The sequence below is a fragment of the Halorussus caseinilyticus genome (genome assembly GCF_029338395.1).
In the GTDB taxonomy this organism is placed as follows: Archaea; Halobacteriota; Halobacteria; order Halobacteriales; family Haladaptataceae; genus Halorussus; species Halorussus caseinilyticus.
Genome location: NZ_CP119809.1, coordinates 395,955 through 417,971, shown reverse-complemented (window position 1 = coordinate 417,971; position 22,017 = coordinate 395,955). Strand labels below are relative to the sequence as shown.

At 63.9% G+C, this 22,017-nt stretch carries 22 protein-coding genes and 1 pseudogene; 16 read left to right on the top strand and 7 right to left on the bottom strand.

Going from position 1 to position 22,017, the window contains the following annotated elements:
- The first annotated feature begins 56 nt into the window (after positions 1-56).
- Positions 57-257, top strand: coding sequence for an integrase (locus P2T60_RS02110; RefSeq protein WP_276280905.1), 201 nt, complete (start codon positions 57-59; stop codon positions 255-257).
- Between the two features lie 28 nt (positions 258-285).
- Here P2T60_RS02110 and P2T60_RS02105 read toward each other — a convergent pair whose 3' ends face one another.
- The 4 genes from P2T60_RS02105 to P2T60_RS02090 all read right to left on the bottom strand — a co-directional run bounded on the left by P2T60_RS02105 (position 286) and on the right by P2T60_RS02090 (position 2,350).
- The gene (locus tag P2T60_RS02105) at positions 286-798 is read right to left on the bottom strand and encodes a hypothetical protein (protein WP_276280904.1); all 513 of its coding nucleotides are present in this window, start codon (positions 796-798) and stop codon (positions 286-288) included.
- A complete protein-coding gene (locus tag P2T60_RS02100) occupies positions 795-1,523 on the bottom strand; it encodes a hypothetical protein (protein ID WP_276280903.1) in 729 nt (242 codons plus the stop codon). Before P2T60_RS02100 ends, P2T60_RS02105 begins: the two co-directional genes overlap by 4 nt.
- A gap of 240 nt (positions 1,524-1,763) precedes the next feature.
- Positions 1,764-2,156 carry a PIN domain-containing protein gene (locus tag P2T60_RS02095; RefSeq protein WP_276280902.1) on the bottom strand — a complete coding sequence of 131 codons (393 nt, stop codon included), beginning with the start codon at positions 2,154-2,156 and terminating at the stop codon, positions 1,764-1,766.
- Positions 2,153-2,350, bottom strand: a complete 198-nt coding sequence (locus P2T60_RS02090) for a DUF7557 family protein (protein WP_135826504.1) — start codon at positions 2,348-2,350, stop codon at positions 2,153-2,155. The genes P2T60_RS02095 and P2T60_RS02090 overlap by 4 nt, the downstream gene beginning before the upstream one ends.
- 149 nt (positions 2,351-2,499) lie before the next feature.
- Between P2T60_RS02090 and P2T60_RS02085 the strand changes: the two genes are divergently transcribed.
- The 9 genes from P2T60_RS02085 (at position 2,500) to P2T60_RS02045 (ending at position 10,677) form a co-directional block, all read left to right on the top strand.
- Entirely contained in the window at positions 2,500-3,222 is a 723-nt protein-coding gene (locus P2T60_RS02085) for a phosphoglycerol geranylgeranyltransferase (protein ID WP_276280901.1), read from the top strand.
- 389 nt (positions 3,223-3,611) lie between these two features.
- A complete protein-coding gene (locus P2T60_RS02080; protein ID WP_276280900.1) occupies positions 3,612-4,562 on the top strand; it encodes an ABC transporter ATP-binding protein in 951 nt (316 codons plus the stop codon).
- The gene (locus P2T60_RS02075; protein ID WP_276280899.1) at positions 4,555-5,352 is read left to right on the top strand and encodes an ABC transporter permease; all 798 of its coding nucleotides are present in this window, start codon (positions 4,555-4,557) and stop codon (positions 5,350-5,352) included. Before P2T60_RS02080 ends, P2T60_RS02075 begins: the two co-directional genes overlap by 8 nt.
- Positions 5,352-5,981 (top strand): TetR/AcrR family transcriptional regulator, encoded by a 630-nt coding sequence (locus tag P2T60_RS02070; protein WP_276280898.1) that lies wholly within the window; start codon positions 5,352-5,354, stop codon positions 5,979-5,981. The genes P2T60_RS02075 and P2T60_RS02070 overlap by 1 nt, the downstream gene beginning before the upstream one ends.
- A 94-nt stretch (positions 5,982-6,075) precedes the next feature.
- Entirely contained in the window at positions 6,076-7,377 is a 1,302-nt protein-coding gene (aspS, locus tag P2T60_RS02065) for an aspartate--tRNA(Asn) ligase (RefSeq protein WP_276280897.1), read from the top strand.
- 143 nt (positions 7,378-7,520) lie between these two features.
- Complete coding sequence (locus tag P2T60_RS02060; RefSeq protein WP_276280896.1) at positions 7,521-8,357, top strand: pantoate kinase; 837 nt, start codon at positions 7,521-7,523, stop codon at positions 8,355-8,357.
- The gene (locus P2T60_RS02055) at positions 8,354-8,974 is read left to right on the top strand and encodes an SIMPL domain-containing protein (RefSeq protein ID WP_276280895.1); all 621 of its coding nucleotides are present in this window, start codon (positions 8,354-8,356) and stop codon (positions 8,972-8,974) included. Before P2T60_RS02060 ends, P2T60_RS02055 begins: the two co-directional genes overlap by 4 nt.
- Positions 8,975-9,055: 81 nt before the next feature.
- Positions 9,056-9,796, top strand: a complete 741-nt coding sequence (locus P2T60_RS02050) for a 4-phosphopantoate--beta-alanine ligase (RefSeq protein ID WP_276280894.1) — start codon at positions 9,056-9,058, stop codon at positions 9,794-9,796.
- Positions 9,797-9,990: 194 nt separating this feature from the next.
- Positions 9,991-10,677 (top strand): hypothetical protein, encoded by a 687-nt coding sequence (locus P2T60_RS02045; RefSeq protein WP_276280893.1) that lies wholly within the window; start codon positions 9,991-9,993, stop codon positions 10,675-10,677.
- Between the two features lie 476 nt (positions 10,678-11,153).
- Here the strand turns inward: P2T60_RS02045 and P2T60_RS02040 are convergent, their stop codons facing one another.
- The gene (locus P2T60_RS02040) at positions 11,154-11,375 is read right to left on the bottom strand and encodes a cold-shock protein (RefSeq protein WP_276282239.1); all 222 of its coding nucleotides are present in this window, start codon (positions 11,373-11,375) and stop codon (positions 11,154-11,156) included.
- Between the two features lie 803 nt (positions 11,376-12,178).
- Between P2T60_RS02040 and P2T60_RS02035 the strand changes: the two genes are divergently transcribed.
- The gene (locus P2T60_RS02035; protein ID WP_276280892.1) at positions 12,179-13,108 is read left to right on the top strand and encodes a sulfide-dependent adenosine diphosphate thiazole synthase; all 930 of its coding nucleotides are present in this window, start codon (positions 12,179-12,181) and stop codon (positions 13,106-13,108) included.
- 17 nt (positions 13,109-13,125) lie between these two features.
- Here P2T60_RS02035 and P2T60_RS02030 read toward each other — a convergent pair whose 3' ends face one another.
- On the bottom strand, positions 13,126-14,418 hold the full coding sequence (locus P2T60_RS02030) for a hypothetical protein (protein WP_276280891.1): 1,293 nt from the start codon (positions 14,416-14,418) through the stop codon (positions 13,126-13,128).
- Positions 14,419-14,582: 164 nt separating this feature from the next.
- Here P2T60_RS02030 and P2T60_RS02025 point away from each other — a divergent pair.
- From P2T60_RS02025 to P2T60_RS02010, 4 genes and pseudogenes are all read left to right on the top strand, one after another.
- Positions 14,583-14,879 (top strand): annotated as a pseudogene (locus P2T60_RS02025) (DUF7001 family protein); the annotation flags it as partial.
- Between the two features lie 140 nt (positions 14,880-15,019).
- On the top strand, positions 15,020-15,478 hold the full coding sequence (locus P2T60_RS02020) for a winged helix-turn-helix domain-containing protein (protein ID WP_276280890.1): 459 nt from the start codon (positions 15,020-15,022) through the stop codon (positions 15,476-15,478).
- The gene (locus P2T60_RS02015) at positions 15,475-15,753 is read left to right on the top strand and encodes a DUF7521 family protein (RefSeq protein ID WP_276280889.1); all 279 of its coding nucleotides are present in this window, start codon (positions 15,475-15,477) and stop codon (positions 15,751-15,753) included. Before P2T60_RS02020 ends, P2T60_RS02015 begins: the two co-directional genes overlap by 4 nt.
- A 198-nt stretch (positions 15,754-15,951) precedes the next feature.
- A complete protein-coding gene (locus P2T60_RS02010; protein ID WP_276280888.1) occupies positions 15,952-18,546 on the top strand; it encodes an efflux RND transporter permease subunit in 2,595 nt (864 codons plus the stop codon).
- Between the two features lie 181 nt (positions 18,547-18,727).
- On the opposite strand, the gene P2T60_RS02005 is transcribed toward P2T60_RS02010, so the two are convergent.
- Entirely contained in the window at positions 18,728-19,405 is a 678-nt protein-coding gene (locus P2T60_RS02005; RefSeq protein WP_276280887.1) for a class I SAM-dependent methyltransferase, read from the bottom strand.
- Between the two features lie 153 nt (positions 19,406-19,558).
- Between P2T60_RS02005 and P2T60_RS02000 the strand changes: the two genes are divergently transcribed.
- Entirely contained in the window at positions 19,559-21,967 is a 2,409-nt protein-coding gene (locus P2T60_RS02000) for a methyl-accepting chemotaxis protein (RefSeq protein WP_276280886.1), read from the top strand.
- The last annotated feature ends 50 nt before the right edge of the window (positions 21,968-22,017 follow it).

Sequence of the window (22,017 nt, the reverse complement as noted above, 5' to 3'; positions counted from 1 at the left end):
TCGCGTAGAAGAACGAGTTCCATCCGGAGTGCGCGGAGACGGAGGATTACGAGGCGGTGACGAGTCACTTCGGGCGGCATCGGTTCACGACGTGGTGGCGCGTCCAGCAGAACGCGAACGAGGAACTGGTGAAATACATGCGCGGCGATTCGGTGCGGAAGGGGTCGATGAACGAGCCGATTCACTCGTATCTGCACACGTACTACAAGGACATCGAAGACCTTTACCGAAACAATATCTACCGACTCGGTATTTGAGTGGCGATAATCGCCGCACAACTTTCCGCTATATTCGTATCTTCACGAGTTCTGCCGCCGAAGCGATTACGATAGAGAACACCAAGAGGTAGTAGATGACCAGAGTGTACGTAGTCATCCCTACTAACTCGATTTCAATTGGGTTTCCCATTAGCGGTATCTGAGTCAGGATGATATTGAGGTCGGGAAACAGCTTGTACAGGCCAACGATGACGATTGTTGTAATCCCGATGCCGAGAGTGTGAATCGAGATGTGGAGCGATTTTTTGTAGTATTTTCTCAGTTCCTCGATATGAGCGGTCTCTTCTGATAGGTAGTGCTCAGAAGAGTTGCCCAGCATGACGACTGCATTAATTGTGAACCCGAACAGAATTGCGGTGACACTCAGAATCGGTAGTTCGGCGGCTTCAGAGCTGTTCGATAGTATCACTCCTCCTGTGATACTTACGAAGGAGTAGACGAGCATCCGGCTCCGTGGGTAGCGAATCCTCCCCAAGTAGTTGCTTATCTGTTTTATTGTCCGATACAGATTCAGAATCATTGGGGGTAATTGAGAAAGGCCTCTCTCACGCCTTTCCTTCCTGAGCTACTTGTCTCAACGTATTCTCTAATCGCACGCTCGCCTCCCTCACCGAGTTTCACGATGTTGTCTTTCGTACCCTCAACCCGGACCCGTGTCACGATACCTGATTCGATTAGTTCCTCAAAGACATCAACGTTTGCAAGCCATTCGTCCCGGTCAATGTCGAGCGATATTCGGTGCGCACGCGAAATGTCGAGAAGAGAGGTGATTTTATTTGTGAGATTTACACTTCCGAACCCCCTCTCTTCCCGAATATCTGCATCTTCGGGCGGCTGGAATAGAGAGGCTTTCAAATCATAGTCGTTGGCGAAATCCAGCGTCGTATCTCCGATTGTGTCTGATTCTTGGATAGCCTGTATTGTCTCAGATGAATAGATGGGCGTGACATCCATGCCCTTACACGCATAAACGAAGAAAGAGCCGAAATTGTTCTCTATGAGCAGATTGATTTCGCCATCAATCTTCTTCATCCCCAACTTTCCCTGGACGAAGGCATTTTCATGCTCAGAGATTATTTCATGGATTGTTACTTCGTCCTCTTCTTCCGCCAATTGATGGAGGGCTTTACCGGGGTTAGTCTGCTTGTATAGGTCGGCTATCACCATTTCGCGCTCTTTGCTATACTCCAAGTTATCGACCAATATATTGACGGTCTGATTGCTCAGAACCCGGTCAAGGTCCATTGACTCCAGAAGATTCACCATCCGAGTGATTTCCTTGTCCCCTCCGTTCCCAAAGGCATCTAAGGTCGTATTGTTATTTCGTGGCTCCGCAGTATAGAAAGGAACCTCATTACTGATGCGGTCAAATTATGGAATAATAAACATTTTCCCCCACCGTCAGGACGCGGCAGTTGCGGGCACTATTAGTAGTTCCTGACTGCCATAGTTCACCTGACGATTCTTCCCCGACTGAAGACGCCATCACTTCGAGAGGTTAGTCACTCGGATGTGAGACTGAAGGATTGCCGTTTCGAAATCGCTGTCGGCGACGACGAGATGGTCGCCTGTCGAGCGGGCGGTCGCGGCGATGAGTAGGTCACGGGCAGGCATTCGCTGGCCGTCGTCGAGGAGTTGGTCCTGAAGACGTGCGGCCTCCAGAGCGATGTCGTCGGTGAGGTCGAGAGCGTGGACCCCATCGAAATCTTGGCGGGCCGTAACCACGTCGGTCGAACCACTCCCGAGTACCCCATCGAGGATTTCGAAGACGCAGAGAGAGGAGGTGAAGTAGGGTTCCCCCTGCTCCTGAACGTACTCGACAGTCGAATCAACCCCGTCGAGCATGTCGATGATAACCGACGAATCGAGGAAGGTCATCGCTCGAAACTCTCTCGGGAGCTTTCGACGGCTTCACGGGCACGGTCAGCCACGTCGTCCGACCACGCGCCGATATTGATAGGCTCCTCCTCGTTCGTCAGTCGGTTCAGGAACTCGTCCCACGTTTCATCGTCTCGTTTCAACCGGGAGAGTTTGTCCTTCGTCTCGTTGGAGACCCGGATACTGGTACTCATGCGTATACATTGTGCATACAGGACCGTATTTGTTTCCATGGCCGTGACTCTCGGCCCAGATTCATCGGAGAGTGAGCGCCGCTGGCACTCGCGGCCGTTAAAACGCGGATTCGAAGATGTTAAACCGTATCCTCGGGTTTGAACGCATAATGACTGCACCGTGGGCTGACTGGGACCACATCGTCAAGCTAGACCCCGACAAGACCCTCGTGGAGGGCGAAACCTTCGAGGACGTGTGTCGGACGGGCACCGACGCCCTCGAAATCGGCGGAACGCTCGACATGACCCAAGCGAAGATGCAACGGGTCATCGACGCCTGCGCGAAGTACGACGTGGCGCTGTATCAGGAACCGAGCAACCCGGCCGTCGTGGTCGAGGACAGCGCGCTCGACGGCTACCTCGTCCCGACGGTCCTGAACGCCGGGGACATCGCGTGGGCCACCGGGTTCCACAAGGAGTGGGTCAAGACCAGCGACGTGGACTGGGACCGGACCGCCATCGAAGCCTACGTCGTGATGAACCCCGACGCCAGCGTCGCCGAACTCACCGAGGCCGACTGCGACCAGTCGCCCGAGGACGTGGCGGCCTACGCCGAAGTCGCCGAGCAGATGTACGGCCAAGAAATCGTCTACGTCGAGTACTCGGGCACCTTCGGCGACCCCGACGTGGTGGAAGCGGCCGCGGACGCGCTGGACGAGGCCACTCTCTTCTACGGCGGCGGCATCCACGACTACGAGTCGGCCCGGACGATGGCCGAACACGCCGACGTGGTGGTCGTCGGCGACTTGGTTCACGACGAGGGATGCGAGGCCGTCCGCGAGACGGTCGAAGGTGCCAGAGACGCCAAGAAGACGCCCGCCGAGTCGGTCTGAGCGGGTCCGGGTCGGCGCGGACGAGTCCGAACGACTGCGGCTTTGGGACAACTCCCTCGTTCTTTGAGCAATACATTCCTATCTTTCAGAAACCCTCGCCGTTCTTTCAGAAACGGGATTGATGCCCGACGGACGCGGCGCGTCCGTCGGGCATCGCTTCGACCGGTTTTGGTGATGCGCCGGTTCCGCCGACGCCAGCGATGGCGCTCGGACCCGAACGAGTCCCGCGGAGTCGCCGCGGGGCGGCGACTCCGCGTCGGCGGCGGACGCCGACCACGCGAGTTACCGTTTTCGGGCACACACCGCCTCGAAAGTCGCGATTTCCGCCTCCGTGAACGAGTAACCGAATCGTTCATGTATTCACGGCGCGAAGTGACTGTCGTGATGCCATGAGCGCCATCGAGACCAGCGGCCTGACGAAGTACTACGGCGACACCCGCGGCATCGAGGACCTGTCGTTCTCGGTTCCCGAGGGCGAGGTGTTCGGCTTCCTCGGGCCGAACGGCGCGGGCAAGACCACGACTATCCGGACCCTGCTGGGGTTCGTCGCGCCCACCGGCGGGTCCGCGACGGTCCTCGGCCGCGACGTGACCGACGAAGACGCCCTCATCGAGGCCAAGCGGCGGGTGGGCTACCTGCCGAGTCACCCCGGATTCGACGAGGGCGCGACCGGCCGACGCCTGATTCGCTACCACGCCGACCTCAAGGGCGACCGGCGAAGCGACGAACTCCTCGAACTGTTCGACGCGCCGGTAGAGCGCGAAGTCGGCGAGTACTCCACCGGCAACAGGCAGAAACTCGCCATCGTGCTGGCGTTCATGCACGACCCCGACCTCGTTATCATGGACGAACCCACCTCCGGACTCGACCCCCTGATGCAGGAGCGACTCTACGAGTTCGTCCGCGAGGAGAAGGCCCGCGGGACCACGTTCTTCTTCTCCAGTCACGTCCTGAGCGAGGTCCGGAAGGTGTGCGACCGAGTGGGAATCATCCGCGACGGCCGCCTCGTGGCCCGCGAGGGTGTCGAGGAACTGCTCGACCGGAGCGGCAAGCGCGTCCGCGTCGGCGTGGAGGGGAGCGTAGACCCCGCGGACTTCGAGTTGGCGGGCGTCCACGACTTCGAGACCGACCCCGGTCGCGGCGACGCCTCGTTCATGTTCACCGGCGAGTACGACGCCCTGCTCGACCACCTCCGGAACTACCGCGTCCGGGACCTCGAAATCGAGGAAGCGCCGCTCGAAGACGTGTTCATGCAGTTTTACGACGGCGAGTCGGCCCCCGCGGACGCCGGGACGCCAGCGCAGTCGCCCACCTCGTCGGGAGGTGAGACCGATGCTTGAAATCGCCGAGTACGAGTCCGAACGGCGCATCAAGGGCGCGCTGGTGCTGTCGGCGCTACTGGCCGCGATGTCGCTTCTGTTCGTCGGTCTGTTCCCCTCCATCGCCACGTCCGGCGCGGACTTGGACGCCTACATGGAGAGTCTGCCGCCCGCGATGCGCGCGGCGTTCGGCGCGACGGGCGCGTTCTCCATCGCCACCATCGAGGGCTTTCTGGCGGTCGAACTCTACCAGTTCTTCTGGTTGCTGATGCTGGGCATCTACGCCGCCTACGTCGCGGGCGGTCTCGTCGCGGGCGACGTGGAGCGCGACCGGATGGACGTTCTGCTCGCGGCACCCGTCTCCCGGCGGCGGGTCGTGGTCGAGAAGTTCCTCTCGCTGGTGCCGGTGGTGGTCGCGCTCAACCTCGTGGTCGGTGTGGCCGTCTACGCCACCGTCGTCGCCATCGGCGAGTCCATCCCGGTCGCGGACCTCGCCATGGTCCACCTGCTTTCGGTTCCCTACCTGCTGGCCTGCGGCGCTATCGGCCTGCTCCTCTCGGTGGCGTTCGACGAGTCCGACCCGGCCAAGCGCGGCGGACTCGGGGCCATCTTCGGTCTCTTCCTGTTGGACACCGTGAGCCAGTCAGCCGACGTGGGATGGTTGGGCGCGGTTAGCCCGACCCGATACTACGACCCGACAGCGGTTCTGGTCGGCCGCGAGTACGACCTCGCGGGCGCGGCGATTCTGCTCGTCGGAATCGTCGCGCTCGTGGCGCTCAGCGCCGCGTGGTTCGGGAGGAAGGACATCTGATGCGGGGGTTCGACGCCGACGAACGCGAGCGCATCCGCGGCCGACTCCGCGAGACCGGCCGGGACCTGTTCGCGCGCTACGGACTCGACAAGACCACCATCGCCGACCTGACCGACCCGGCGGGCATCGCCAACGGGACGTTCTACCGGTTCTACGACTCGAAAGAACAGCTCTACTTCGAGATTCTGCGCGAGGAGGGCGAACGACTCGCCGAGGACATCATCGCCGACTCCTTCGAGACCCACGACGACCCCGAAGCGGCCATCGTCGCGTTCCTCACCCTGCTCTGCGAGGAGATAGAGACCAACCCCCTCGTCCGGCGACTCGTCGTGGACGACGACCTCTCGCGGTTGATGGCCCAGTTCAGCGACGAACAACTCCGCGAGGAACAGGCCGAGTCGCTCTCGTACGTCGTGCCCTACGTCGAGAAGTGGCAGGCCGAGGGCCGACTCCGCGAGGACGACCCCGAAGTCCTCGCGGGGGTGATGGGCGTCGTGAAGTTCGCGGCCTACCACAAGGACGATTTCCACAGCGAGGAGTTCTACCGGGCGGTCCGGGACGCACTCGTGGAGACGATTGCGGCGGGACTGACCCGGAGTTCCGGGACCGACCCCACGAGCGACAATTGATACCAAACCTCGAACAGTCCTTTTGGGGTTCGGCCGGGAGATTCGTCCGATTCAAATGACCGCGTTTAAGAACGCTCCACGAGAATCCGGTCGTATGGAAGACCGAACGTACACGGCGGACGCCGAACCCGGCGAGACCGCGACGGTCGCGGGTTGGGCGCACGAAATCCGCGACCTCGGTGGCATCGCATTCCTCATCGTCCGGGACACGACCGGCAAGATTCAGGTCAAGTTCGAGAAGGACGAGATGGACGACGACCTCGTGGAGACCGGCATGAACGTCAACCGCGAGAGCGTCGTCAAGGTGACGGGCGACGTGGAAGAGGAAGAGCGCGCGCCGACCGGCGTCGAAATCGTCCCCGAGTCGGTCGAAGTAATCGCCGACGCCGACCCCGAACTCCCGCTGGACCCCTCGGGCAAGGTGGACGCCGACCTCTCGACCCGCCTCGACAACCGCACCCTCGACCTCCGGAAAGACGAGACCAAGGCCATCTTCGAGATTCGCGCCGAAGTCCTCCGGTCGGTCCGCGAGGCGTTCCGCGACCTCGGCTGTACCGAAATCAACACGCCGAAAATCGTCGCCACGGGCACCGAAGGCGGCACCGAACTCTTCCCCATCACCTACTTCGGGCAGGAAGCGTTCATGAACCAGTCGCCCCAACTGTTCAAGCAGTTGATGGTCGGCTCCGGTCTCGAACGCGTCTTCGAGGTGGGTCCCATCTTCCGCGCCGAGGAACACAACACGCCGCGACACCTCAACGAGGCGACCTCCATCGACTTCGAGAGCGCCTTCTACGACCACGAGGACGCGATGGACGCCTGCGAACACGTCGTGAAGTCGGCCTACGAGGGCGTCGCCGAGAACTGTCAGGCGGAACTCGAAGCCCTCGGCTACGAGGACTTCGAGGCTCCGGAGGGCGACTTCCCGCGACTCTCCTACGAGGAGACCATCGAGCGCATCAACGCCACGGGCGAACTCGACGAGCAGTTGGTGTGGGGCGACGACCTGCCCACCGAGGGCGAGAAGGCCCTCGGCGAGGAGATGGGCGGCCACTACTTCATCACCGACTGGCCCAGCGAAATCAAGCCCTTCTACATCAAGGACCACGACGACGACGAGCAACTCTCGACCGGGTTCGACCTGATGCACCCGAACATGGAACTCGTCTCGGGCGGCCAACGTGAACACCGCTACGACCACCTCGTCGAGGGCTTCGAACAGCAGGGACTCGACCCAGAGTCCTTCGAGTACTACACCAAGATGTTCAAGTACGGCATGCCGCCTCACGCCGGGTGGGGTCTCGGTGGCGAGCGTCTGGTCATGACGATGCTCGGACTGGAGAACATCCGCGAGGCGGTGCTGTTCCCGCGGGACCGTCAGCGTCTGTCGCCCTGAAAACTCCGAGAGTCACAGCTCTCGGCAGGTCCTGATGTCTTTTTCGAGGTCGCCGGTCGTGGACGAACTCACCTGCTCCAGTCTGGAATCGCGCACCGAAGAGGATTATAAACGTTATACGGCGTGACGCGAAAGGCCAGAACATGACCGACGACTCGTCGCGGGCGTTCGTGCCGGGGCACGTCACCGGCTTCTTCAGCGTCCACGAGGCCGACGACCCCGAGAAAGCGGGTTCCCGCGGCGCGGGACTGACCCTCTCGGACGGCGTGACCGTCGAGGTCGAACCCGCGGTAGAGACCTCGATGCAGTTGAACGACGAACCGGCCGCGGTCGAAGCGGTGACGCGAGTCCTCTCGGCCCTCGGGGTCGAGGCGCGGGTCCGCGCGACGACCGACCTGCCCGTCGGCGCTGGCTTCGGCGTCTCGGGTGCGGCGGCGCTCGGGACCGCGCTCGCGGCGAACCGAACCTTCGACTGCGGGCGCTCGGAGAACGAACTCGTCGCCATCGCCCACGCCGCCGAAGTCGAGTCCGGAACCGGACTCGGCGACGTGGTGGCCCAAGCCCGCGGCGGCGTGCCGATTCGACTCGACCCCGGCGCGCCCGAGTACGGGCGCATGGACGGCGTGCCCGCGTGGACCCGAATCGAGTACCTGACGCTCGGCGAGCGTTCGACTTCGGCCGTGCTGTCGGGCAACACCGACCGTCTCTCGGAGGTCGGAGTGGACAAACTCGTCCGCCTCGTGGAGGAACCGACACTGCCGACGCTGATGGAGACCTCTCGGGAGTTCGCACGCGAGGCCGACCTGCTCACGCCGGAAGTCGAGAGCGTCGTGGGAGACGTGCTGGCCGAGGGAGGCGAGGCGTCGATGGCGATGCTCGGCGAGACGGTGTTCGCGCTCGGAAACGGCCTGTCTCGGGCGGGCTACGACGCCGAGACCTGCGAGACGTACCCCGCGGGTGCGAGGTTGGAGATGCCATGACCCGACGCACGATTACGACCGACGCCGGGGGTCGGCGCGAGCGACCGCCCGAGACAGCGGTGGTCGAGGCGACGGCCGCCGGTGAGGGGGAGTCGGCCGGGAGCGCGCGAGCGAACGCCCGTGACCTCGCGGCCACCGTGCGGGAGACGCTCGCGGAGCGGGTACTCTCGCGGGACCAAATCGTGACGACCGAACTGCAGGTCAAAGACACCACGCAGGCGTTCGACCCCGACACCGACGCGCCCTACCGCGCGGTCGAACGGCTTCGAATCGACTGCGCGCCCGAGACCGCGGCGGAAGTCGTCGTGCTGGCGACCGATACGGGCGCGACCGTCCCGGACGTTCAGTTCGGCCTGCGCGAGGGGACCCGCCGTCGCCTCGAAGACGAGGCGTTCGGGGACGCGATGGACAGGGCCAGAGAGAAGGCCGAGCGAATCGCGGCCGCCGAAGGGTTGGCGGTCGGCGGGGTCCGCGAGGTGACGACTCAAGGGGGAGGCATGGGGATGTCGAGCATCGTGAACGACGCGCTCGCGGGGAACGGGGACCCGGAACTCCACCCGGACCCCATCGTCGTCTCGAAGGGCGTGGAAGTCGTCTACGAACTCGTCGAGGAGTGAGCGAGTCGCCGGAGACCGAGCGCGGTCGCCCGTGAGCGCGAGATAGGTCGATTTTTCCCGCTACTCCCCGGACTCTCGGGCATGACCGAGATTCCCGACGACCACCCGCGCGCCCAGTCGCTTCGGACCCGCCACCGAATCGAGGAGGGCGTCGAGAAGGGCATCACGAGCAAGCAGGGTCTCATCGCGGAGGGCCGCGGCGAGGCCTACGACTACCTGCTCGGCGAGCGGACCCTCCCGAGCGCCGAGCGAGCGGAGCGAGCGGCCGCCGCCCGACTCCTGCTGGCCGACCACCCCGTCCTCTCGGTCAACGGCAACGTCGCGGCGCTCGTGCCCGACGAGATGGTCGAGTTGGCCGAAACCGTGGGCGCCGACATCGAGGTCAACCTGTTCAACCGGACCCGCGAGCGCATGGAGACCATCGCCGACCACCTGCGCGACCACGGTGCCGAGGACGTGAAGGGGTTGGCCGCGGACGCCCGGATTCCGGGTCTCGACCACGAGCGCGCGAAGGTGGACGCCGAGGGCATCTACGACGCCGACGTGGTGGTGGTTCCGCTGGAGGACGGCGACCGGGCGGAGGCGCTCGCGGAGATGGGCAAGACCGAAATCGTCGTGGACCTCAACCCGATGTCGCGCTCCCCGCAGACCGCCGCGATTCCCATCGTGGACAACATCGTGCGTGCGATTCCGAACGTGACGAGACACGCCCGCGAGTTGGCGGACGCGAGCAGGGAGGAACTGGAGGAAATCGTCGCCGAGTTCGACCGCGAGGCGGCGCTGGAGGAAGCAGAGCGCGCGATTCGACGGGGGGAAATGTAGCAATTTCTACGTTGTGTGTCAACACCCGCTTACACTCGGCAACACCAACTTTTATTGTTGTTGTTACCCTACACACAGCCAAGAACACAATGTCGAGACAGAAGTCAGAGAAACCCCCGTACGACTCGACGCCCTCCAACCTAGAAGCACTGACCCAGCGGTTGCTAAAGGGGCCCGCTCAGACTAGTGAGTTGGTGGGCGACGACGAAATTTCGCTATCTAAACAACCCATCAACAGGAATTTTTCCTACGGAGTTCGGCTCGGTTTCATCAGAGAGACAAAAGAGGGGTATGAAAACACCAACAAGGGTGAAACGCTAGCCCACGTTGGAATTGAAAACGCTGAGTGGTTGTTTGAGGATGCGATGAAAGAAGACCCGCTCTACCGTAGTCTTCTTGAAGAAGCTGTTGAAAAGGCGGGCATCCAGAAGATTCGGGGAATGGACTGTGTGTTGCGTGAGGCTGTGTTGGATGTTTTGATGGAGAATTACAAGTTCAATCTCGGGAAGCGTTCTCTTAAGGCTGCAGCCGCAACCTACTTAAAGACGGTTGATGCTGCTGGATTTGGCACCTACATTCAGGGTGGTGGTGCATACCCTACAAGGTTAGAATTGGATGAAAGCATTTTCGGGTCGTTCTTGCTGAACGAACGAGACGAATTGGGGGATAGCAAAACTGTAGAACGGGAAGAGAAGGAAATTGAAGAGCAAGAGGAAGACAAAAGGAGTGGCACGGTGAGTGTGGCGTGGAGCAAGGGTGTTGCACGGGCCAACCTCAATGTAGATATGGGAAAGTACGAAGAAGGCGAGACAGAAAAGCAAGTCGCCAATTTCATCAAGAATTTAGAGTCGGAACTTAGCACCAAAGAGGTGAAAGAATGAGTTCCAAGGAAATTAAGTTCAAGATTGTTGTAGAAGCATCAAGTACGGATGAGAGAGCCCTAACAAACACCAACCGTCTCCGTTACTTAATTGCCCGAATTGCGGGAACTGTGCTATGGGCCACTTGTTCCTCGCTAGAAGCTCTAGTAACACTTGTCAATTTAATGATTATATACTTTATCTAAGTCATTCAACATAAACGGGCGGGATAGCGTGAATCTCTTGATGGTCGCTCCTTGGTGGCTACTACATGTATCACATACTAGAGCGGGAGCATATGTCAAAACGGATGGACGCGAACAGAGGGAAGTTTCTTCAGGTGGTTTTTAGATACCTACAGCTAGTTATTAGGTATCTATCGGTGGCTTTTGATTCACTACCCGAATCACCAATCCGAGGTTGTCACTCACATCCGAATCTCGGCTTCGAAAAATCACAGTTCCGTGAGCGTCGCTCGTTGCGACGTGTCTTCCGACTCAGGCGCGGACGACGTTCGTCGCGCGCGGCCCCTTGGGGGCGTCTTCGATGTCGAATTCGATGTCAGTTCCCTCTTCGAGGTCCGGGCCGCCGACATCCTCCATGTGGAAGAACACGTCGTCGTCCGCGTCGTCAGTCGAGATGAAACCGTAGCCGCCAGTGTCGTTGAAGAAATCAACAGTTCCTTTCGTTGCAACTGTAGAGAGACCGGATAGGGGGATAACGCTTCCGAGAGTCGCGGTATCACGGGTGTCGGCGGTCGAGACGGGGGATTTCTACGTTCGGGAGCGGCGTAGAGGGTGGGAGGACGCTCGGTAAATCAACCGCCGTGGTGGGATAAAGGGGCCGCCCGCTCGCGTTCACTTCAGTCGTCTCAGCGACCCCTATCCGAGGTGAGCGTCAGCGAACCGAGGATATGTCGCTGAACGACCGTCTCGTGAACGGACGTAAACGAGACCTCGGAAGTCGCACGCCCGCGGAGCGAAGCGAGCAGGAACGTCTTCCGGCGTCGTCGGGAGCGAAGCGACCGACGGCTCTTCACGAGAGACGCGAAGTGACGGTGGCGAGCGGGCGGGGGCTTTCGAGGAAGACACTGCTCTACTGATTCCTGCGGTGCGTAGCGAGCGGGCGGGTTCGTCACGAAGGAGAAACCGACGAGACGCTAGTTGCACCGCACGACACTGCGACCGTAAACGACCGCAGAGACGCAGAACTAGTTTCAGGCTTGAACCAATCAGACCGCAACCGCGACCGCACCGCCACCGCGGGCCACACCCTCCCCAACCGACTGCGTTGCTCGGCCTGCGGCCTGCGCTACTCGTCCCTCGCACGCCGATGGCGCGACACGCTTCGCGGTCGCGCCAGCGCGCGCCGGAGTCGAAGAAGCGCGTCGGTACGCACCGAGACGAACGCGAAACCGGCAGTGAGACCCTGAAAACCTGAACGCGGACCGAAATCACCCCGCTCCCACCCTGCGGACCATTCCGCAACCCCTTTCAACCACCCCGTAATATAACTGGGTTGTATGAGCGAGTTCGACAAGTTCAGCGACGTTGGAGAGGCGGACGTGACCCGCGCAATCGGACAGGAGTGGACCGAGGAGTTCATGGACTTCTCTGACTCCGACGTACTCATCGTCGGGGGCGGACCCTCCGGCCTGATGGCCGCGAAGGAACTCTCCGAGCGCGGCGTCAAGACGATGGTCGTCGAGAAGAACAACTACCTCGGCGGCGGGTTCTGGCTCGGCGGATTCCTGATGAACAAAGTCACCGTGCGCGACCCGGCACAGCACGTGCTGGACGACCTCGACGTGGACTTCAAGCAGTCCCGAGACAGCGAGGGTCTCTACGTCGCCAACGGTCCCCACGCCTGTTCCGCACTCATCAAGGCCGCCTGCGACGCGGGCGCGAAGATGCAGAACATGACCGAGTTCACCGACATCGTGATTCGGGAGGACCACCGCGTCGGCGGCATCGTGATGAACTGGACGCCGGTCCACGCCCTGCCGCGCGAGATTACCTGTGTGGACCCCATCGCGGTCGAGGCCGATTTGGTCATCGACGCGACGGGCCACGACGCGATGGCCGTCTCGAAACTCGACGAGCGCGGCGTCCTCGACGCGCCCGGCATCGGCGACGCCAAAGAGAGCGCCACCGGCATGGACAAGACCGGCGACGATTCGTACGGCGCGCCCGGCCACGACTCGCCGGGCCACGACTCGATGTGGGTCGGCAAGAGCGAGGACGCCGTGGTCGAACACACCGGTCTCGTCCACGACGGCCTGATTGCGACCGGAATGGCGACGGCGACGACCTACGGCCTCCCGCGGATGGGACCGACCTTCGGCGCGATGCTCCTGTCGGGCAAGCGCGCCGCCCAGTGCGCAATCGACGAGTTGGGCGTGGACGCCGACCCGGTGGAGATGACCACTCGGACCGCCTCCGCGGACGACTGATTCCGGGAAACGCGACGCTACCGGTCGTCGCCGTCCGACGGCGTCGCACCGCGAGCCAACAACCCGCCAGCGGTTCCGAGAAGCGCCGCACCGACACCGAAACCGGGAACCGTCGAAGAGGTCTGGGTCTCCGTCGCTTCGGTCGAAGTCGCTCGCGTCTCCGACGCGTCCGTCGAGGCGGTCCGTCGCTCGGTCGTCGCCGACGAAGCGGTCGAAGTCCGAGCGGTCGGCGTCCCTGCACCCGAGAGGGCCATGCTCCACCCGTTCTGTCCCTTGCGTCGGGAACCGACGACGAGGGACTCGCCCGGCGCACGTTCGACGACATCGGCGAGATACGCGGCCCCGTCGCCCACGACTTCGTATTCGTGACTCCAGCAGGGCCGACCCTCCGCGTCGGCCGCTACGACGCCGATTCGGTCGAGCGCGACCAGTCCGGCGAGGAGGTACCCGCCGTCGGTCGTTCGCGCGAGGACGCCGCCCGAGGCGTTCGCCAGCGAGTCGTAGGACCGTCGCCATTCGACCGACCGACTCTCGGTCAGTCCGAGCGCGTTCGACCCGCCGAAGAGGACGAACTCCTCGTCGTCACGAGTCGCGTCGTAGCCCACCTCCGGCGGTGCGTCGGCCACGGTCGTCTGCCAGCGTTCGGTTCCGTCGGGGGCGACACCCGCCAGCCACGGTTTCCGCCCGCCGACGACGACCCCACCGTCGGAGTCCGGGAGGAGGAAGTCCAGCCACTTCGAGTTCTCCTCGCCGTAACTTCTGGACCACCGAAACTCGCCGTCCCCGTCGAACCCGAGTACCCGCACGGAGACGTGATTCGGCCTGTCGAGTTCCGCCGCGACGGTGAATCCGTCGGCCAGTTCGACCAACCGCGTCGTCCCGTTCGGTTCGTACCCCGACGCGAATCCCGTCGCTTCGAGCGACAAGTCGGCGTCGAGGCGCGCGAACCACGAACCAGTCGCCACGGCGTACCCGCCCTCGGTCCTGATAACGTCGGCGTTCGCGCGTCGAGCGTCCTCGGGCACGTCGAGGGCGATTTCGCGTCGCTGGCGGACGGTTCCGCGTTCGTCCACGACGGCGACTCGGACCGGCACCTCGGGACTGGGATGGGAGTCTCCCCGGTTGACGAGAACGTATCCGCCGCCGTGGGCCGGTGCGACCGACCCGACCGCGAGTTCGTCGTACGTGCGTCGACGCGCGACGCCGAGAGCGTCGGAGTCACAGACCGAAGTCGCAGTGGCCGAGCGAGAGACGCCGAGTAGACTCGCGGCCCCCACGAAAGCGGTTTCGAGTACGCGCCTTCGATTCATACGAAAATTCAAGTTAGGTGGCTGAAAAATCTTTTCGGGACCGTCGTTCGACGGCTGTAAGGTTCGAGCGTGTCGGGAGAACATGACCGTCCGGACGGGACGCCTCGGCCGTTACCGGAACTGTTTCACTCGGTGGTAACACAAACTAATACATGGCTGACTAAGTGACACTGTACCGCGCCCCGACCACGGAAGCGGACGCCGACGAAATCGCCGATTGGCTCCGCGAGCGAATCGGCGGCGTCGGCATCGCCGACGCCGCCGACGCGGAAATCGGTGTCGAGGTCCGCGACCGATTTCTGGACGAACACCGCGCCGACGAACTCCCCGAGCAGTTGGCCGACGCGCGGGTTCGCTCGCCGTCCGACCGCGAGACCGGTAACACGATGCTCGGCGTCGTCCGGTACGAGGAGCGCGCGCTCGACCATCCCGAACGCGCGGGCGGCGTCCTCTACGACGGCGCGGCGGGTCGAACCTCAAAGTGTCAGCTATTCTGGCACTCCGAGAAGCCGGGAACGTTCGGTACCCCTATACGACTCCACCGAATAGCCTACTCAACTACTGGCGAATCGGTCCCGAGTCGGGACACGGGAACACGCACATGGCAGGGAACTACATCGACCCGAACCGTCTCTCGCTCGTCCCGACGCGCTCGAACTCGTCGCGGACGGCCTGCGAAACGACGCCGGACTCCTCGGAGAGCGATAGCGACGACCCACCCGTCTCGGCGGTACTGGAATCGCTCGAAGACGACAAGTGCAGGGAGATACTCGCGGCGTTGCGCGAACCGAAGTCGGCGTCCCGACTCTGTGAGGAGTGCGAGTTGGCGAGTTCGACGGCGTACCGAAAGCTCGAACGACTTCGGGAGACGGCGCTGGTCAGAGAGTACACCGAGGTCCGACGCGACGGCCCGAACGTCACGCTGTACGAACGTGACTTCACGGAAATCGCCATCAGCATCGACGACGACGAGGAGTTTTCGGTCGCCATCGACAGACCCGCCGAGGGCCCCGAAGACCGGATGGCGACGTTCTGGTCCGAGATGAAAAACGAATCATGAGCGAGCATCTCGTTCTGTTCCTCGGCATCGTGAAAATCGCCGCGCTGGTACTCGGAAGCGTCGTCACTCTGCTCGCGTACCGGGCCTACCGGCGGACCCGAATCGACGGTCTCCAGTACTTCGCGGTCGGATTGCTGGTCATCACCGTCGGGACGTTTCTGGTCGGAATTCTCCACCACGTCTTCGGAGTTCCGAGCGTGCAGGGGATGCTCTTCGAGAGCATCGTCGCCTGTCTCGGCTTCCTCGTCATGATATACGGACTCTACGGCTACTAATCCGAGTCGCCCCGCGCCCGACCCCCTTCGTCTTGTCTCCGTCCTGCCCCTCACCGGTCGTCCCACATCGTGGGAATGCTCCATCGTTCCTTATGACCCGACGACCGACAGTAGCGTGATGAGTCGTTCCAACGCGCCGTCTCGTCGGCCAGACTCGACCGCACAGTCCCCTCGAAATCTCGGGAGGTACCGGCGACGATGAAACCACGGTTGGCCTCGCGGTACGCCGACGCGCTCGTCTCGCACAGCACGTTGGTCGTCGCGCTCGTCCTCGTTCTCACCGCCGTCGTCGGTGCGGGCGCGGTGGTCGGTACCGATGCGACCGGCGGAACCGGCGACGCGGGAATCGACTCGCCCGAGCAAGCCGCCCTCGACAGCATCGACTCCACGTACGAGACCGACGACGCGGTAGTCGCCCAAATCGTCGTCAGAGACGAGGGCGGCGACGTTCTAACCCGCGAGTCGCTACTGCGGAGCCTGCGACTCCAGCAGGCGATGCGCGAGAACGAAACCGTCAACTCGACGCTCCGGGCGAACGCGGGCATCGTGGGCGTTGAAAACATCGTGGCTACGGCGGCCTACTTCGAGGACCGCCCGCCAGCGGGCGGGGCGAACGACACGGCATCGGTCGGACCGAGCGCGGGACGACCGACGCCGACGCTCGACCGACAGATAGCCGCGCTCGAATCGCGCTCGCCCGCCGAGGTCCAAGCTCTCCTCGCACGCGTCCTCGACTCGGAGACGACCCGGTCCGGCCCCAATCCCGCGGCGTTCCTGCCCTCGGACTACGAACCGGGGACGACGAGCGCGGACGCGAGACTGACGCTCGTCTTCCAGACCGACGGGGGCGGTGACTCCGGCGAACCGCAGGACGCCTACGACGCCCAGATTGCGGTCGCCTCGCTGGTCGAAGGGCAGTTCGAGGACGCGTTCGTCTTCGGGCAAGGCATCGTGGACGAGGCGTCCTCGCAGGCCATCGGCGACAGTTTCCTCGTCATCACGCCCGTCGCGGTCGTTCTCTTGGTCGCGGTGCTGACCGTCGCCTACCGCGACCTGCTCGACGTACTCCTGAGCGTCTTCGGTGTCGCCGTCGTCATGGTGTGGCTCGCGGGCATTCAGGGTTGGCTCGCCATCTCGTCGAGTTCCATCCTCATCGCCGTGCCGTTCCTGCTCGTCGGCTTGAGCATCGACTACTCGCTCCACGTCGTCATGCGCTACCGCGAGGCCCGAACCGGGAACGACGCCGGGTCGGGACGGGCCGCGAACGCCCCGGCGACGGCGATGCGAACCGCTATCTCCGGGGTCGTCGTCGCGCTGGCGGCCGCGGCGTTCACCACGGGAATCGGATTCTTCTCGAACTACGTCAGTCCGCTGGCGTCGATTCGGGACTTCGCCGTTCTCAGCGGGACCGGCATCGTTGCGATGTTCCTCGTCTTCGCGGCGCTCGTTCCGACCGTCAAGCTCGAGGCCGAGTCGTTCCTCGAACGACTCGGGCGGGACCGCCGGAAATCCCCGGTCGGAGGCGAAGCGGGGCCGATTCGAGGACTGCTCGAAAGCGCGACGGCCGTCTCTCGGCGGGCACCGCTCGCGGTCGTGTTCGCGGCACTCGTCGTGTCGTCGGCGGGTGCCTACGGCGCGACCGGACTCGATACGGAGTTCAACCGGGCGGATTTCCTGCCGGAGGACGCCCCCGAGTGGATGGAGTCGCTCCCCGAACCCTTCGCGCCCGGCGAGTACGACGTGCGGGAGAACTTCGAGTACGTGACCGACACCTTCCGCCAACGCGGTCAGGGGTCACAAGCCCAGATACTGATACGGGGTGACGTGACCGCGCCGAGTCTCCTCACGGCAATCGAGCGGACCGACCGGAACGTCGACGAGACGGGAACCATCGCCCTCGACGCCGACGGAACTGGCGCAATCGAGAGTCCGGCGACCGTTCTGCGGTCGGTCGCCGCCGAGAACCGGACCGTGGCGCGCGCAATCGAGGCGCGGGACTCGGATGGCGACGGACTGCCCGACGAGGATGTCGGCGCGGTGTACGACGCGCTGTTCGAGGCCGCTCCCGAACAGGCGTCGTCGGTTCTCCATCGAACCGACGACGGGTCTTACGCGTCCGCTCGACTCGTCGTCGGCGTGGAAACCGAAGCGTCCGCCCAGTCGATTGCCAGCGACGTACGGACCGCCGCGGCGAGCGTCGAGGAGAGCGCGCCGGTCACGGCAGTCGCCACCGGCGGCCCGGTCGTCACCGCCGTCGTCCAGAGCGCCCTGTTCGAGACGCTCGTGGAGGGCTTCGCCGTCACCTTGGGCGTCATCCTCGCGTTCCTCGCGGGAGTGTACTGGTGGCGGTACCGCGCGCCAGAACTCGCCGCCGTGATGCTCCTGCCGGTCGTCCTCTCGCTCGCGTGGTTGCTCGGCGCGATGGCGATGCTCGACATCCCGTTCAACAGCGAAACCGTCGTCATCACCAGTCTGGCAATCGGCTTGGGGGTGGACTACAGCGTCCACCTCGGCGAGCGGTTCGTGGACGAACGGCGTCGCGGGGACTCGCTCGCCGACGCGCTCTCGGCGGCCATAACCGGGACGGGCGGCGCGCTCCTCGGAAGTGCGATGACGACCGCCGCGGGTTTCGGCGTCCTCTCGCTCGCGCTCTCCCCGCCGCTCCGGCGGTTCGGTCTCGTGACCGGGTTGAGCATCGTGTTCGCGTTCGTCGCCTGCGTGACCGTGTTACCCAGTCTCCTCGTGATTCGAGAGCGGTTGGGTCGCCGACGCGAGGGCGGGGAGTCGGTCTGACAGACGCGAGTGTTCGATTTCCACGATTTATGCTCGTCGCGCATCACGTCGAAGACGGCGACAGTGCGACTCTGGCAGTCAGTACCCGTCGTTCGGGGCTGGTATCCCCGACCACTACCGCCAAACTGGACTCGTTCTGACATGCATTCCGGGGCGGGTTCCCCGCCCCGGAAACGAGTCGTCACTCGATTCTGCCGCCCGTAATCCGAACCACCCCGAGAGCGTGTTCGCTGTGGGTCGTCCCGTCGGCGCGTTTCCGGAGGGCTTGGCGAGCGGTCTCGACGCGTTCGTCGAGTATCGACCACGGCGCTCGCTCGTAGGCGTCCATCCCGGTCGGCGACGAGGCGACGACCAGCCCTCGAAACGCCTGATTGACCGGCCATCCGAACCATCGGGTCGTCTGGGCCGCGTCGAGGAGCGCGAGGTGGCCGCCGGGCGCGAGCGCGTCGGCCCATCGGTTCACGGCCGCCGCGGGGTCGGCGAGCATCCCCACGACGAAGGTGGCGAGGATGGCGTCCGGCGGGTCGCGGAACTCGACTTCCGTGGCGTCGGCCCGCGCGAGGTGGACGTTCCGCCAGCCCTCGCGTTCGGCGCGGTTGCGCGCTCGCGCCAGCATCCCGCGGGTGAAGTCCACGCCGACGACTCGGCCCTCGGGACCGACTCGCTCGCGGAGGTGCGGGAAGTTCGCGCCCGTCCCGCAACCCATCTCGACCGCGGTGTCGCCGGAGTCGAGCGCGAGCGCGTCGGCCGCCCGCCCGCGCAGGTGCCCGAGTCCGGGCGTCTTGCGCGCGAGGAGGTCGTAGAGGTCGGCCCACCGGCCGTAAAACTGCTGTGCCGCCGCCGTCGCGTCACTGGACATGGCCCGTCGTACGACGGCCGGAAACTAAACGACCGAGGTCGGACGACGAGTAGATGGCGGAGGCGAAGCGCCGGGGCCAAATTTCAGATACATTCTCGTATATTACCTATATAGACTTAGGTTTTAAGGGTGAGGGCGGGACAGGTCCGACCGATGAAAGACACCGACAGGTGGCTCCAGCGACTCGAACTATCAGATTTAATACCTGATAATGTACGGAGGCGGCACGCTCGGAAGTTCTTCGTCGGCGTGTTCGTCGTCATGCTGGTGACCGGAACTGTCGGTGCGGTCGGGTACGCGAACACCCAACAGCGACTGGAGTCGCAGGTCCGCAACCAACTCACCTCCACCGCCGAGTTGCAGGCCGACGGTCTCGACGGATGGATTGCGGGGTTGGAGCGACAGACCCGGACGCTCTCGCAGGCCAAGCAGTTCCAGAACGGCGACGTGGACGAAATCGGACTCTACCTGTTGGACCAACAGCAGTCGCTCGGTGAGGGTATCGTGGCGGTCCACTACGTCGAGGTGAGTTCCGGCGAGATTCTGTCGAGTACGTCCCGCGAAGTCGTCGGCCGGAAGATGTCCGAGGTCGGTGCGACGTGGGACACCGAGACCATCGACGCGAAGACGAACATACCGTCCTACGTCCACGTCGCCAACGACCCCTACGTGAGTCCCGTCTCGGGCGAACGGGCCATCGCGTTCGTCAGTGCGCCGCCCAAGAACACCCAACACGCCGTCGTCGTCGTCGCCAGTCTGGAGGTGCGCGCGAACAACTTCTACCAGACGATAGACGGCGGCCAGACGCTGGTCGTGGACGGGACCGGTGAGACGGTCCTCGACACCACGCCCGAGGCCACCGAGTCGTTCGCGGCGGCCCCAATCGCCGAGGACGCAGGAACCAACCGGACCGGGTTCGAGTCGGCCGGTTCGTCGGTCGTCGGTTACACGGCCGTCGAAGGCACCGACTGGGTGGTGCTGACTCACGTCCCGAAGTCGAACGCCTACGCGATGCGCGACAGCGTGGGGACGAGTCTCGCGGCGATGGTGTTGGCGACTATCGCGGTCCTCGGAATCGCCGCGGTCGGGTTCGGCCGGAGACAGACCAAGACGCTCGAAGACCTCACCGAGTCTGCCGAGGAGATGGAACGTGGGAACCTCGGCGTCGAACTCAGGACCGACCGAATCGACGAGTTCGGACGGCTCTACGACGCCTTCGACGCGATGCGCGACTCTCTCCGCGAGCAAATAGCCACCGCCGAGACCGCGCGCGAAGAGGCCGAGCGAGCCAAAGACGAGGCGGAGGAGGCCCGCCGGGAGGTCGAACGCGAACGACGGGAGGCCAGACGCGCCCGCGCCGAGGCCGAACGACTCGGCGACCGTCTCGAAGAGACGGCCGCCGAGTACGCCGCGGTGATGGCCGACTGCGCCGACGGCGACCTGACCCGGCGACTGGACGACGCCGACAGCGAGGCCATGGCCGAAGTCGCCTGCGCGTTCAACGAGATGCTAGACGAGTGGGAAGAGACCCTGCGGATGGTCCGGGAGTTCGGCGAGACGGTCGCCGACGAGAGCGAGACGGTGAGCGAGACGGTCGCGGACGTGTCGGCCACCGGTCGGGACGTGAGCGAGTCGGTCCAGCAGATAACCGAGGGCGCGGCCGACCAGAACGACCACCTCCAGACGGTTCTGAGCGAGATGAACGACCTGACCGAGACGGTCGAGCGCGTCTCGGTCGCCGCGGACGAGGCCGCAGAGCGCGCCGAACGGGTCGCCCGCCGGGGAGAGGACGGCCGGGAGTCGGCGGCGTCGGCGGTCCGGGAACTCGACGAAATCGAGGTCCAGACCCAACAGACGGTCGAAGCGGTCGAGCAGTTGAACGACCTCGTGTCCGACATCGAGGACGTGACGGAGTTCATCACCGACGTGGCCGACCAGACCCACGTTCTCGCACTCAACGCGTCCATCGAGGCCGCACGCGCCGGTGACGCCGGGTCGGGATTCGCCGTCGTCGCCGAGGAAGTCAAGGAGTTGGCCGACCAGACCCGAGACGCGACCGGCGACATCGAGGCGTCCATCGACCGGGTGCGCGACCAGACCGACGACGCCGTGGCGGGCATCCACGAGACTCGTCGGAAAGTCGCCGAGGGGTCCGAGACGGTCGGCGAAGCGGTCGAGGCCCTCGAAGCGGTCGTGGACGGCGTGGCCGAGACCAACGGGGACATCCAAGAAACGAGCGCGGCGACCCAGCGACAGGCCGAGTCCGCGCGCGAGGTCGTCGGGATGGTCGAGGAAGTGGCCTCGATAAGCGAGGAGACGACTGCGGAGGCCCAAACCGTCGCGGCCGCGGCCGAGAGACAGACCACCGCTCTCGGGGACGCCGCCGACGGCGTGGTGGCGCTGTCCGACCGGGCCGACGAACTGAACGCGGTCCTCGACTCCTTCGAGACCGGGAGTTCGGCGTCCGAGTCGTCGGACGCCGAACGCGAAGAGGGACCGGATACCGAGGTAGATACGGAGTCCGAGAGCGAGGCGGACCCCGACCTCCTCAAGCCTCCGTGACCACACCGACGACCGAACGCGCGTATCCGAACACGCTCCGCTGGCGCGGC